Below are 13,120 nucleotides of genomic sequence, written 5' to 3' on the forward strand. Positions count from 1 at the left end.
GGGCGCCGTCACGGCTGCAATCGGGAACGCAACCCGGTCGCCCGGATCGCCCGGCGCGCGATCGCGGCCCGTACGTCGCATTCCGGCCCGACGATGCGCACCTTGCGGGCGGCCCGGGTTACCGCCGTGTAGAACAGTTCGCGGGTCAGTAACCGGGAATCCGCCGGCGGCAGCAGCACGGTCACGTCGTCGGCTTGACTGCCCTGGCTCTTGTGGATCGTCATGGCATGCATGGTTTCCACATCAGATAGTCGGCTGGTCGCGAACTTCAGCGGCTCCTGCGCGCCGGCGATGACGACCCGCAGCGCGCCCGGAGTCGCGGCGCGGTTCGTGCCATCCAGGACGGCCACCCCGGTGTCGCCGTTGTACACGCCGAGCCCATAGTCGTTGGCGGTCACCAACACCGGCCGTCCGGCATACCAGCTCGACCAGATCGGCTCGCCCGTTGCTTCGGTGAGCCATCTCTGCACCTGGTGGTTCCAGTGCGCGATTCCATACGGTCCACGCCGGTGTGCGCACAACAGCCGTTGCTCGTCGAGTGTTGCCAGCGCGGCCGCGGTATCACCGAGCGCGCCGGCGTGTCGAAGCTCGAGGGCGTGTGGCAGCAGCACATTGCGCAGCTGCGGGGTCGGGTCGGCGGCGTTGATCCACTCGATGTGGTCGTCGCCCGCCCGCAAGATCTCGACAACCCGGTCGGCGTCGCCGCCGCGGATGGCCGCCGCCAACTGGCCGATCGACTCGCCGAACCGATGCAGTCTGCGCAGTGCCGCGACGTGGGTGTCGTGGCGCGCGCCCAGTCCGTCCACCAGGTCGGCCAACACCGCGCCCGCCTCCACCGACGCCAGTTGGTCGGGATCGCCGACAAGAAGCAGCCGCGTCTGCGGACGCACCGCTTCGAGCAGGCGAGCCATCATGGTCAGCGATACCATCGACGTCTCATCGATGACGATCACGTCATGCGGCAGCCGATTGCCGCGATGATGGCGAAACCGTGATGAGGTGTCGGGCCGGCTGCCCAGCAGCCGGTGCAATGTGGTCGCCTGTAGCCCACGAACCCGTTGCTGATCTACGGCATCGAGTTTGTCGATCTGCGACTGCACCGCCTCGTGCAGTCTGGCCGCGGCCTTGCCGGTCGGTGCGGCCAGTGCAATGCGCAGTCGCGCCTTGCCGGCGAGCTGTGCCTGCTCGGCGAACAGGGCCAACAGCCGCGCCACCGTGGTGGTTTTACCGGTCCCCGGTCCACCGGTCAGCACCGTCAAGCCCTGCGCCAGCGCAATCTTCGCGGCCGCGCGCTGCTCTTCGTAGCCGGGTGGAAACAGCCGGTTGACCTCGATAGCCGGGCTCGATGCGCTGGCCCGGGCGGCCAGCAGGGCCGCGATGTCGTCGGCGACCTGCTGTTCTTCGCGCCAGTACCGGTCCAGATAGACCAGATTGTCCTCGTGCAGGCGCAGCACCGTCGGTGACCCGACCAGCGGGCTGGCCCGAACCGCGGCCAGCCATTCGCCGGCCGCCGGCCAGGGGAGTTCGGCGATCCCGACTTGTGCCTCGATGGTGGACAGGTCGACACACACCGAACCGCCCCGCAGCGCGCGCACCACGAACGCGATGGCCAGCAACACCACCGGGTCGGACTCGCCAGACATGGCCGCAAGGCGTTGCGCGACATGGACATCGGCCGCATCGATGACACCGGCTTCATTGAACGTCCGCAGCGGTCCGGACGCGCTCGCGGCCTGCCGCCAGTCCGCCGGGTCGACAACCTCGATGGTCATGCGAGGGCCCTGCCCGCATCAAGCAGATCGGACAACGCCGCCACCAGAGCGGCCGGAGGCGACCAGCTGAACACCCCGGCGGGGTGTCCGTCCAGCATGGGAGTGTCGGGACCACACATCCCGCGGACGAACAGGTACAGCACGCCGCCCAGGTGTCGGGCCGGATCGTATCCTGGCTGGCGCCAGCGCAGAAAACGGTGCAGCACAACGGTGTACAGCAACGCCTGCAACGGATAGTCGGAGTGCAGCATCGCCTCGATCAGCCGGGGACGGTGGTAGTCGGCGGCGGTCAACGGGCGGTCGGGGTCACCCAGCCAGTTGGTCTTGTAGTCGACGACCAGATACCGCTGGCCCGGCCCGTCGGGAATCCGTAACACCGCGTCGACCGAACCGCTGAGATACCCGCGCAGCGACTGACCGCCAAGCGCGCCCCCGCTCAACCGATCGGCATATGGCGCCAGCGGGTCGGATGCGTCCAGGTGCGCCCGCAACAGCGCCCCGACGTCGGCCAGCCGGAGATCGGGTGCGTGGCCCCCGGCATCAGCCTCATCGCCTCCGGCCAACGGAAACTCGAAGTCCATCTCCCGCAATCGGTCCGGTAGCCCGATTTGGCGCAGCGTCAATCCGCCGGCCAGCGGGCCCAGCGGGGTGTCGTGCATCGGGACCATCGCCGCGGCAAGCTGGGCTGCGGGCACCTGCACCGGCCACCACGCGGATTGCACCCGGATCTGGGATTCCAGCTCGGCGGCGAGATCGATGGCGAAGGGATCGCTGGTCTCCAGCACGGCGTGCACCAGTGAGCCGAACTTCGCGCCGGATGGGAGATCCGCCATGGGAGAAGGCTGCTCGGTCCCGGACATCACCACCTCGGTCAACGGAACCTCGGCGACTTCATCATCGCGTTCGGTCACCTCCGGCTCACTGCTGACGCCGGTCGCCTCGGCCATCCTGATCAATCCCGAATACGACGTGCGCCGCCACCTGATGTCGATGCCGCGGTCAAACCGGCGGGTGGCCAGCTCGGACGGCGCCGGCTGGCCGGCAATCGCCGGTGCCGGGGCGATGACGGACTCTTCCACCGTCGGCCCTCCGGCGGCCTGCCATTGCTGAAACCGGTCCCAGGCATCCTCGTCGGTGATCTTGGCAGGGGTGGCGCGGTCAGGTACCACCGAGTCGCCGGGACGCCGGCCCCGCAGCAGCCGTGACAGCCCGCCGTTGGGTTCGTCATAGGCCGGTGACCACCAAGCCACCACTTGCGACTGGGCCCGCGTCATCGCAACGTAGGTCAATCGGCTGTCGTCGTTGGCAGCCTCTTTGGCGCCCAGCCTCTCGACCGTGCCGAAATCGGGGGAGTCCTTGCCGCCGATATGCAGGCAGCGCGTGCCCCGGTCGTGAAACAGCACCAGTTCGCGTTCCTGAATGTTGCGGTTGAAGGCGAATGGCAGGTACACCACCGGATACTGCAGACCCTTGCTCACCCACACCGTCATGATCTGGACGGCCGCGGCGTCGCTATCGATCCGGCGGTTGCGTTCGGTAGCGCCACCGCGATCCTCGCGCTGGCCGCGCAGCCAGTCTCGCAGCGCCGGAAGGGTATAGCGCTCCCGGTGGGAGACCTCCTGCAGCAGCTGCGTCACGTGGGCCAGGTCGGTCATGTGCCGCTGGCCCTCCTGCCACGACAGCACGCGGTCGCTCATACCGCCCAACTGCGCGGCCTCGAAGATGGCGGCCACCCCCCGCTCGCGGGCGTAGTCCGCCCACTCCCGCAGGGTCTCTGCGACGCGATCGGTGAGCGCATCGCCGCCACGGGCAAGATCGTTGGCGGTCTTGCCGAAAAACATCGTCGCGGCGGCGGCGCGCACGATCCCGGGGCGATGCGGCTGGTCGAACGCCTCCAGCAGCGCTAGCCAGTCGTCGGCGGCTTCGGAGCTGAACACATCGGTGTCGCCGGTGTAGACCGCGTGAATCCCGGCGTCGGTGAGCGCGCGATGGCAGGCCCGCGCGTCCTTGTGCTTCTCGACAATCACGGCGATGTCATTGGCCTGCAGTGCTCTGCCGGCAAATGTCGCCCCGGAGGCCAGCAACGCACCGATGTCGGAGGCGAGATCACGGCCGATGTGATCGCGCAGAATGTCGATGGGCAGGTTCTGGATTCCCCTGCGGCCCAACGTGGCCCGGCGTACCACCCGCAGCCGCAGGGCGTCGTTGTGCGGCGCGCCCGTGAGCCGGTGCCCCTGGTGGTGGGCCTTGACATCGCGCACCACGATTGCGGGATCGCCGAGTTCAGCGCCGCGCAACACCACCTGCAACCGATCGACCAGCGCGCTGTCGCTGCGCCAGTTGGTGGCCAGCGTCCGCTTGTCCCCGGCGGTTTGCGCCGCGTGCAGGTAGGTGACGATGTCGCCACCGCGGAATGCGTAGATGGCCTGCTTGGGGTCGCCGATGAGAATCAGTGTGCAGCGCCCACTGAACGCGCTGTCGATCACCTGCCACTGCACCGCGTCGGTGTCCTGGAACTCATCGACCATGACCACCGGCCAGCGCTGCTGCATTCGCGCCCGGGCCGCAGAGTCCTCGCTAGCGAGGGCATCGGCCAGCCGCAGCAGCAGGTCGTCGTAGCCGAGGATGCCCCGACGCCGCTTGCGGGTTTCCAGCTCTTCGAGAACGTGATGGGCGAAACCGACACAGACCGCGGCCCGGGATCCGGGCGGCGCATCCAGCGGCCGCAGCTGGGTGGACGGGTTGGCGACCACCGCCCTGGCGATCCGCAGTGCGTCGCGGTAGGTCAGCGGGGGGTCATCGCGGTCACGGCCGAAGTGCACCAGGTAGAGATCGTCGACAATCTCGGTGACCAGCTCGTCGAGGTCTTCGACCAGCGTCACACCCGCGTCGGTGTCACCCGCGACGCCCAAAGACTTGAGCACCAGCTGGCAGAACTGGTGTGTGGTGGCAATGGTTGCCGCATCGAATCCGGCCAGCGCGTCGCGCAGGCGCTGCTGACGCGCGTCGCGCTCGGCGGCGCTGCCGTCGAGCAGGTGAGCCAGCAGTTGGTTGTCGCCGGCGGGGTCCGCGTCATCGGAGCCGTTGCGGGAGTCGTGGAAAACCCGCACCGCATCGACCATTTGGCATCGGACCCGCTCACGAAGTTCCTGACTGGCCGCCCGCCCGAAGGTGATGAGCAGCATCTCGTCGAGCCGGGCCCGTCCCTCCGCGACGTAGCGGGTCACCAGCGCGGCCAACGCGAATGTCTTGCCCGTGCCGGCGCTGGCCTCGAGCACCGTGGTGGAATTCTCGGCGGGCAGTGGGCCGAGCAGATCGAAGGGGCGCATCAGCCGGGGTCCCGCTCGGCGCGCAGCATCGGCAGCCAGAGCCGCGCGGCGAAGGCCCCGAGCCGGTTGTCTTCACCGTTGGGGCAGGCTGCACGCTCGGATTCGGCACGCACCGGTTGCATCAGATCGGTCAGTCTCGCGTTCCTTCCCCAGGTCCGAACGTGAGCCGGTGCCTGGTCCTCAGCCGGGTAGCGGTCGCTGGACTTCCACCGAAATGACGCCTCCCGCACCGGATCGTCGCCGCAGTGCCGGGCGGCCGCCCAGGCATAGGATGTCTTGATCGGCAACGGAATTGGCTCACGGCGTCCAGCGTCATAGATCGCCACCAAATCTCGAAGCAGCTCCACCGGCTGTTCGCGGGGGCGCCCCAGCCCCGCCTGGCGGGGCACGGTACCCCGTTTCTGCCGGCCGATGCAGACGGCCGACCAGTCGTGGGCCCCAGCGTGAGCGAACAACGCCAACAACGGTATCCAGGATTCGAGTAGATGTTTGCCGTCGAGCTTGGAATAGGTCACCGACACCAGACGATCGCCGAACACTTGCGCCACCGTGCCGGTCAACCTTCGCGAACCCAGGTCGATGTCAACGTCATATGCCGCCGCGTCGGCTCGGCGGTGCCGTAGCGCCGCGGCGGCCAGCAAGGCCGCTTGGTCACGGATTTCGGTCACTTTGCGCCAGCCGAGCTGGCCGGGCGGCAACGTGCCGCGCCGCCATTCCGCCTGTCGGGCCTCATCCGGTGCCATGCCGCTGAGGATGTCGGCCAGCATCCGATCGCCGACCGTCCATTCCTCGAGCGCGTTGATGTCGACCGGCATGGCGTCTTCGACACCGTCGACATCCCACGGCAGCGTGTAATCGAGGGCCCGGAAGAAACCCTTCACCGGGTCCTTGAAGAAGGCGACCAGGTCGGCGAGCGCCACGTCATCGGCGGGTGGGGGGGCCAAGGGTGCGCCGATGAACCTCGGCTGCTGTGCGCGTTCGCCGGCGGCCGCCCGCGCCGCCCGCAGCACGGTCGGATCGAAGCTGAACGGCACGCCGGGCATCAGCGCCCCGCGCGTCACGTTGCGAACGTCGAACGGCTGCAACGGGTGCTCGACCACGACGCGGCCGCGGACCTGCTCTGTTGTGGTCATGTCCAGGGTGTCGAGTAGCTCGGCCAGCGGTACCGCCGGTGGCTTGCGCTGACCCGAATACTCATTGGCGCCGGTATAGGTGATGACCAGGTTCTCGGTGGCCGCACCGATCGCGTCGAGCAGCAATTGGCGATCCTCCGAACGGATGTCACGCTCGCCGGTCATCGGGCTGCGGGCCAGCACGTCGTCGCCGTCGACGACACCTTGGCGTGGAAACACGCCGTCGTCGAGGCCGACCAGGCAGACCACCCGGTGGGGGACCGAGCGCATCGGAACCATGGTGCAGACGGTCAGGGTGCCGGTGCGGAAGTTGGCGCGGGTGGGCCGTCCGGCGAGGTGTCGTTGCAGCAGCGCGCGGATGTCGGGCAGCCGCAACATCGTCTCGACCCACCGTCCGGCCGTGCGCGATACCTCGGCGAACTCGCGTTGCATCTGATCGGACTGCCAGGCGTCGCCCTCGTCGACGCGGGTCAGCAGGGCGATGCCGTTGGTCAACGCGGCCAGCCACTCCCGCAGCGGTCGGGTACCGGTGAGCGAATCGACCACCTGTCGCAGCCGGTCGATGTATTCGGCGAATCGACCGGCCAATTCCACCCGGTTGCTGCCGACATCGTCGAGCGGCAGCGTCGCGTCGATCCAGGCGTGCGACGCTTCCGACATGGCGACGCCGGCCAGCACCCGGTCGATGCCGAAACGCCAAGTGTTGTGCACGAAGTCGACCCCGTAGGGCTTGCGGTGCTCCTGGTCGAAACCCCACCGGATATTCGACTGCCGGACCCATCTGGTGATGTCCTCGAGGTGGTCGTCGGCGAAGCCGAACCGGGCCCGCACCGGGGCGGCCTGGGCGAGGTTGAGCACCTCGCTGGCGGTGACCCTGCTACCGGCCAGCATCAGCAGCTGCGACGCCACGCCGAGCAGCGGATTGGTTTGCAGCAGTGAGCGGTCGGCGAGCCGTACCCGAAGCCGATGCGCGGGGTGCACGCCGTGCATCACGTCACCGAGCCCGAAATCCGCGACGATCAACGGCGCATACGTTTCGATGTCGGGGCACATCACCAGGATGTCGCGAGGTTCCAGCGTCGGGTCATCGGCGAGCAGGCCGAGCAGGACCTCACGCAGCACGTCGATCTGACGGGCGGGCCCGTGGCAGCTGTGCACCTGGATGGACCGATCGCCGGCGACCAACGTTCGGTTTCCCGGCCGGACCTGGTTGGCGGCCAAGTCGGACTGCAGCCAGCCGAGCAGGGTATCCGGTCGGGTAGTGGCGCCGAGTGCCTCGTCGGTCGCTGGATCGGCGGGGAGGCCGCGTTGCAGCTCGCGCAGGTCCCGCCCGAGGGTCGCCAGCAGCGGATGGACGACGCGGCGATGGCTGGCGTCGGCGCGCCGCGGCACCACACCGTGCAGGTCGGCCAGCGAGCGCCACAAGGCCGCACTGGGGTGGGGCAGCCACAGGTGCAGTTCGTGATGGGTGGCCAGCGCGCCCAGCAGCTCGATGTCGGTGACCGCCATCCGGGTGTGACCGAATAGCGACAGCCGCGGCGGCAGGCCGGCCGGTCGGGCACGCAGCGCGGTGAGGGTCTTTTCGTGGCGGAGGCGTGGGGGATCGGCGCCCACGACCGCGACCAGCGCGCACCACAGTTCGGCCTGCCAGCTCAGATCGGGATGCAGGTCGCCCCGCCCGCCATCGAGCCAATCGGACAGCACCCGGGGACGCTGCCGGGCGTAGGAGGCGAACAGTCCGGCCAGGCGGCGCGCCACCGAATACCGGCGTCCCCGACGTAACTCGGCCTCAGGCCCGACGTCGAAGTGGCCCAGATGTCTTGCCAGCGTCGCGCACCAGGGTTCTTCCAGTGAGCCGTCGATGACTTCCAGCAGGGGCCAGGTCATCGCTTCCGGTGACCAGGGATCGTCGGTGGCGGTGCCGGTGATCTCGGCGATCAACGATCGCGGATTACGGAAGGACACACCCGCACACACCCCGTCGCCGCCGCCGGGCGCATGTCCCAACAGGTGCGAGAGACGCTGACTGAGCCAGCGTTCCACGCCGCGTGCCGGAACCAATACCAACTCTTCGGCGAACGGATCCGCCAGCGGTTGAGCCAGGAGCGCGCCGAGGCCATCGGCAAGTAGATCGGTGCGCTCGGCGCGGTGGAGGTGAAGGGGCATCGGCCGCCACGATAGACCGGCCCGACCACGGCGATGGCAGCATGGGTTGCATGCAAGCCTGGGATGCGATCTGCGCGCGGCGCAATGTGCGTCAGTACCTGCCGGAGCCGGTGTCAGAGGATGACCTGAACCGGATCGCCGAGGCCGGGTGGCGGGCCCCATCGGCCAAGAACCGCCAACCGTGGGACTTTGTCATCGTCACCGAACGGTCTGCGCTGCAGGAACTCTCGACGGTCTGGATGGGCGCCGGCCATATTGCCGCGGCCGCGGCCGCGATCGCCCTGGTGATTCCGGTCCCGCCGGATGAGCGCAGGAAGGTGATAGACCAGTACGACGTCGGTCAGGCGACGATGGCGATGATGATCGCGGCCACCGACTTGGGGATCGGCACCGGTCATTCCTCGGTGGGCGACCAGGACAAGGCGCGCGCGATCCTCGGTGTCCCCGATGACCACCTGGTCGCCTACCTGCTTGGCGTCGGATATCCCGCTGACCGCCCGCTCGTTCCTATCCGTAAGCCGAATCGGCGGACCTTCGCCGAGGTCGTGCACTACGGACGCTGGTGATCCACCCGGGCGGGCCGGCGGCGGCGGTCCTGCCGGTAGCACCTGAGGCAGGCGGCGTCGTCGCCGACCGGCATGCTGGGGGCCATGAACAGAAACCAGATCACCGAAGAGATCGTCGTCGCCCGGTTGGTGCGCGGGTTGACGTGGCAACAACTTGCCGATGCCATCGACCGGCCGGTGCTGTGGACCACCTCGGCATTGCTCGGCCAGCACCCCATTCCCGTCGAGCTGGGCAAGGTTCTGGTCGAGATGCTGGGCCTGGACGAGTCCGTGGTTGCGGTGCTCGCGGCGCCGCCCATGCGTGGCGGGCTGCCCGACGCGGTTCCGACCGACCCCACCATCTACCGCTTGTACGAGGCGCTTCAGGTCTATGGCGGTGCCATCAAGGAGCTGATCCACGAGCAGTTCGGCGACGGCATCATGAGCGCGATCAACTTCAGCGTTGACATGCACAAGAAATCCCATCCGACCGGGGACCGGGTGGTGTTGACCCTGGACGGAAAGTTCCTTCCCTACCAGTGGGTTTCGGCAGAAGACAACCGCGGGTAACGGTGCTGCGGGCGGTCAGTCGATGAAGCACGGTTCCAAGCCCGTGGACCTGGTCTTGTCCGGGGGCGGCGTCAAGTTCATGGGTCTGGTCGGAGCGATCGCCCGGCTCATGGACGACGGCTATCAGACCTATCGGGTGTCGGGCGTCTCGGCCGGATCGGTGGTGGCGGTGATCGCGGCCGCCGGGACGCAGGGTAACCAGCTCTCCAGCGACCAGATCCGCGAACTCGCATTGTCGGTGCCGCTGAGCAAATGGCGTGACGCGGCACCGGTTCCGATCCTGGGTTCCGCGTGGGGGTTGGTGCGAGATTCGGCAATGTACCGCGGCGACGCCGCATATGACTGGATCCGCGGCGAACTCGAGAACCTCGGTGTGACGACATTTGGTGATCTAGCCCTCGATGACGACGAGCTGCCGGCCGAAGAGCGCTACCGGGTGGCCATCACGGTGGCGGATGTGACCAGGGCGCAGCTGGTGCGGCTGCCGTGGGACTATCGCCGGGTCTACGGGGTGGACCCGGACGAACAGTCGGTGGCATCGGCAGTTCGCGCATCGATGGCGATTCCGTTCATCTATCCACCGGTCGCGCTGACCAGTAGCGATGGGCTGCGCTCCACCCTCGTCGACGGCGGTGTGCTGTCGAACTTTCCGGTCGACTCACTGGACCGCACCGACACCAAGCCGCCGCGCTGGCCCACCTTCGGGATCACGGTGATACCCAAACTGGCGGAGGGCATCGAACAGGCGTTTCCCGCATTGCGGCCGTTGCGATTCCTGCAGCAGTCGGCACTGCTGGAAAGCCTGTTCACCACCATGCTGGTCGGTCACGATCAAGCCCATCTCAGCCAGCCGTGGGTCAGCGCCCGCACGATCGCGGTGGCATCGACCGACGTCGGCGTGCTCGATTTCGGTATCGGCAGAGCCCGCCTGGACGAGCTATACCAGCGGGGCTATGCGGCGGCGGAGGCGTTTCTGTCGACCTGGGACTGGGCCGACTACCTGCACCGGTTCCGGCGGTTTGGCTAACCGGCGCGGTGGCCGGCGACGGAGACTTCTACAGTCCGAACTCTGCTTCGATCCCGTCGATGCCGGCGCGGATGGCCTTGAGTGCCTCAGCGCGGGCCCGCAACTTGGTGGCGTTGTGGGCCTGCTGATTGAGCCCGGCGAATTCGCGCGCGGCTTCTTCAGCGCGGCTGAGCACCACCTCGGGAAGCGAGATCTCATCGATGAATCCGCCAGCCAGCGCGGTTTCGCCGAAGAAGGTCTTGGCTAGCCCGGCGGCTTGCTGGTATGCCGACGGGGTCAGCCGCAGCTTCAACACCTCCATCGCCGCGTAGGGGATCGTCATACCGATCGCGACCTCGTTGGCCTGGATGTTGTAGGCGTGGGCGGCCACCCGGTGGTCGCCGGAGCACAACAGGAATGCGCCCATCGCGATCGCGTGGCCGGTGCAGGCGATCACCACCGGCTTGGGGTAGGACAACAGCCGGTAGGACAGCTCGAATCCGCCGCGGAGCATGTCGATCGCGGGCTTGGCCTCGCCCGAAGTCAGCACCTTGAGGTCGAAGCCGCCGCTGAACACTCGATGGTTGCCCGCGATCACCAGCGCCCCGACGTTGTCGCGGTCGGCGGCGTCAATCGCTTCGTTGAGTGCCTGCTGCATGGTCGGGCCCAGCACGTTGACTTTGCCGTCATCCATTCGGATGACGCCGATGGCGTCGTCGTGGGTGTAGGTGACCGGCCCGCTCATGGTTACTCCTTCGATACGGCAGCCCGTCGATTGAATCAGATCACCATGGCGGCGTGCCGCGCGACCGGATGTTGTGGACCGTCAGACCTGTTGGTTGCGGTGTTTGCCCAGCTCGTTTTCGACATCGCCCCAGCGCAGGCTGACGTCGGTGGGCTGGTCGACCTGCCGGGTGCGCCACCGGTCCTGGGTTTCCGCCACGGCGCGATTGATCCGCTCGATCTCGCTGCGGAAGACGTCGGGGCGCGTCTCCTTGCTCGCGTAGTGGAAATAGGTCAGCACGCTGCGCAGCAGCTCCAGCTTCTGCTTCTCCCGCTTTGCCAGATCGTGGGTCGTCATCAGCTCGATCCGCTGGACGGGCGGCAGCGCCTCCCAGTCGAGCACCACCTGCGTTTGCAGTTGGCGTCGCGGCCGGTGCCAGAATCGCCACCCGCGCGGCTGGTCGGGACGGTCGTAGTAGGTCACCGTCCCCTCGAAGCGGGATTCAACCCCCTGACCGATTTCGGCGCGGTCCAGCGCGGAGTCCCACACCATCCGCCATTCCTGACCGGGTGCCAGCGTCGGCAACTCGCGGGGCAGCTGCAGTTCCACGACATCGGCGTAGCCGTCGGACGCATTCTCGTATTCGGCCACTGTGGGAGGACGGGGGAAGGAGAACTGAACGTTGTAGGCGGCGGTGCGGCCGAAGTTCCTGACCACCAGCTCGATCACATGCCAGTCCGTGATGTGCGGCTCCATCAGCATCGATACGTAGGGTCTGGCCTGCTCGGAGGTCAGCTGCTGGTTGCGCTGGATCTGGCGATACATCACGATCAGCGCCACGGCGACAACCGCCAGCGCTGCCCAGGCGGCAATGGCCAACCAGGTGCTGGACTCGACGTTGCCTAACCCGGCTTTCCCAGCCATCACTTGCCAGCTATTACTTTGCCCCCACCCCATGGACTGCACCTTTCGCTTGTACCACCACAGCGATTACGCGGCGAACTCCAACTGACCTGATCGTAGACGGCCGTCCCACGCATTGTCGTGGGTGTAATCGGCGGCGACGTGAGCGATGGCCGCCTCGCGGGTGCCCGGCAACCGGACGCCAGCGGGCCCGTCAGCCACCCATCAGCATGCGCCACTGGGCCAGATCGGCGGCGCGGTAGACGAAATTGGAACGCTTGACCTCCGACAGCGACGCGCTCGGTTCCGCCGAATACCAATGCCCGGGGAACACCGTCGGATCGCCCGGAAGCGCGGCAAGCTGTTGCAGGCTGCGGAATATCTCATCGGAGTCGCCGCCCGGAAAATCGGTCCGTCCACAGCCTTCCAGGAATAGCGTGTCGCCGGCCACCAACCGTCCGTCGAGCAGGAAACACTGACTGCCCGGGGTGTGGCCCGGCGTGTGCAGGAGCTCAATTTCGATATCGCCGACGCTGACCTTGTCGCGGTGCTCGTGGGTGGTCAGGTCGCTCATCGGGATGCCGGTGACGCGCGAAACCCACAACGCTTCATGGGTGTTCACGTGCACCGGCACGCTAACCCGCTCCAGCAGCTCGGCCAGGCCCTTGAGCTCGAAACCCATCATCGAGCCGCCGACGTGGTCGGGATGATGGTGGGTCACCAAAACCCCGGATAAATGCATGTCATCGGCTTCCAGCGCGTTGACGAGATCTCCGGCGGCGTAGGCGGGGTCGACCACCACGCAGTCCCCGGTCTCGTGGTCGCCGATCAGGTAGGCGAAGTTGCGCATTTGCGCGGCGATCATGTCGTTGACGGCGAAGTCGCGGCCGGAAAGCAGCTGCCGGAAGTACAACCGATCCGAATCTGACACGCCTTCAGCCTAGATCCGCGCGGTTACAGGTCCAATTCCGG

The 13,120-nt window shown here is 67.5% G+C and carries 9 protein-coding genes; 3 read left to right on the forward strand and 6 right to left on the reverse strand.

Annotated elements, in window-relative coordinates; genetic code table 11:
* Nucleotides 1-8 precede the first annotated feature (8 nt).
* The 3 genes from recD to recC are packed head-to-tail and all read right to left on the reverse strand — an operon-like array spanning nt 9 to nt 8,400.
* On the reverse strand, nt 9-1,772 hold the full coding sequence (gene recD, locus CCUG20998_RS04520) for an exodeoxyribonuclease V subunit alpha (RefSeq protein WP_020731883.1): 1,764 nt from the start codon (nt 1,770-1,772) through the stop codon (nt 9-11).
* Nucleotides 1,769-5,101, reverse strand: a complete 3,333-nt coding sequence (gene recB, locus CCUG20998_RS04525) for an exodeoxyribonuclease V subunit beta (protein ID WP_103654017.1) — start codon at nt 5,099-5,101, stop codon at nt 1,769-1,771. The genes recD and recB overlap by 4 nt, the downstream gene beginning before the upstream one ends.
* Nucleotides 5,101-8,400, reverse strand: a complete 3,300-nt coding sequence (recC, locus tag CCUG20998_RS04530; protein ID WP_103654016.1) for an exodeoxyribonuclease V subunit gamma — start codon at nt 8,398-8,400, stop codon at nt 5,101-5,103. Before recC ends, recB begins: the two co-directional genes overlap by 1 nt.
* Before the next feature lie 50 nt (nt 8,401-8,450).
* On the opposite strand from recC, the gene CCUG20998_RS04535 reads away from it, so the two are divergent.
* The 3 genes from CCUG20998_RS04535 (at nt 8,451) to CCUG20998_RS04545 (ending at nt 10,542) form a co-directional block, all read left to right on the forward strand.
* Nucleotides 8,451-8,966, forward strand: coding sequence for a nitroreductase family protein (locus CCUG20998_RS04535; protein ID WP_036457277.1), 516 nt, complete (start codon nt 8,451-8,453; stop codon nt 8,964-8,966).
* Nucleotides 8,967-9,050: 84 nt separating this feature from the next.
* Nucleotides 9,051-9,515, forward strand: coding sequence for a cyanase (gene cynS / locus CCUG20998_RS04540; RefSeq protein WP_020727456.1), 465 nt, complete (start codon nt 9,051-9,053; stop codon nt 9,513-9,515).
* Nucleotides 9,516-9,537: 22 nt separating this feature from the next.
* On the forward strand, nt 9,538-10,542 hold the full coding sequence (locus CCUG20998_RS04545) for a patatin-like phospholipase family protein (RefSeq protein WP_020731887.1): 1,005 nt from the start codon (nt 9,538-9,540) through the stop codon (nt 10,540-10,542).
* A gap of 28 nt (nt 10,543-10,570) precedes the next feature.
* On the opposite strand, the gene CCUG20998_RS04550 is transcribed toward CCUG20998_RS04545, so the two are convergent.
* The 3 genes from CCUG20998_RS04550 to CCUG20998_RS04560 all read right to left on the reverse strand — a co-directional run bounded on the left by CCUG20998_RS04550 (nt 10,571) and on the right by CCUG20998_RS04560 (nt 13,079).
* Complete coding sequence (locus CCUG20998_RS04550; RefSeq protein ID WP_020731888.1) at nt 10,571-11,266, reverse strand: crotonase/enoyl-CoA hydratase family protein; 696 nt, start codon at nt 11,264-11,266, stop codon at nt 10,571-10,573.
* Nucleotides 11,267-11,347: 81 nt separating this feature from the next.
* Nucleotides 11,348-12,202, reverse strand: a complete 855-nt coding sequence (locus tag CCUG20998_RS04555; protein WP_036457280.1) for a hypothetical protein — start codon at nt 12,200-12,202, stop codon at nt 11,348-11,350.
* 160 nt (nt 12,203-12,362) lie between these two features.
* Entirely contained in the window at nt 12,363-13,079 is a 717-nt protein-coding gene (locus tag CCUG20998_RS04560; protein ID WP_038578876.1) for an MBL fold metallo-hydrolase, read from the reverse strand.
* Between the last annotated feature and the right edge of the window lie 41 nt (nt 13,080-13,120).

The sequence above is a fragment of the Mycobacterium marinum genome, assembly GCF_003391395.1.
Lineage (GTDB): Bacteria > Actinomycetota > Actinomycetes > Mycobacteriales > Mycobacteriaceae > Mycobacterium > Mycobacterium marinum.

What these genes read in the sequence shown, in the direction of transcription:
- recC (WP_103654016.1), bottom strand. Translation starts at nt 8,400, where the DNA reads ATGCCCCTTCACCTCCACCGCGCCGAGCGCACCGATCTACTTGCCGAT.
- recD (WP_020731883.1), bottom strand. Translation starts at nt 1,772, where the DNA reads ATGACCATCGAGGTTGTCGACCCGGCGGACTGGCGGCAGGCCGCGAGC.
- cynS (WP_020727456.1), top strand. Translation starts at nt 9,051, where the DNA reads ATGAACAGAAACCAGATCACCGAAGAGATCGTCGTCGCCCGGTTGGTG.
- CCUG20998_RS04555 (WP_036457280.1), bottom strand. Translation starts at nt 12,202, where the DNA reads ATGGGGTGGGGGCAAAGTAATAGCTGGCAAGTGATGGCTGGGAAAGCC.
- CCUG20998_RS04535 (WP_036457277.1), top strand. Translation starts at nt 8,451, where the DNA reads ATGCAAGCCTGGGATGCGATCTGCGCGCGGCGCAATGTGCGTCAGTAC.
- recB (WP_103654017.1), bottom strand. Translation starts at nt 5,101, where the DNA reads ATGCGCCCCTTCGATCTGCTCGGCCCACTGCCCGCCGAGAATTCCACC.
- CCUG20998_RS04545 (WP_020731887.1), top strand. Translation starts at nt 9,538, where the DNA reads ATGAAGCACGGTTCCAAGCCCGTGGACCTGGTCTTGTCCGGGGGCGGC.
- CCUG20998_RS04550 (WP_020731888.1), bottom strand. Translation starts at nt 11,266, where the DNA reads ATGAGCGGGCCGGTCACCTACACCCACGACGACGCCATCGGCGTCATC.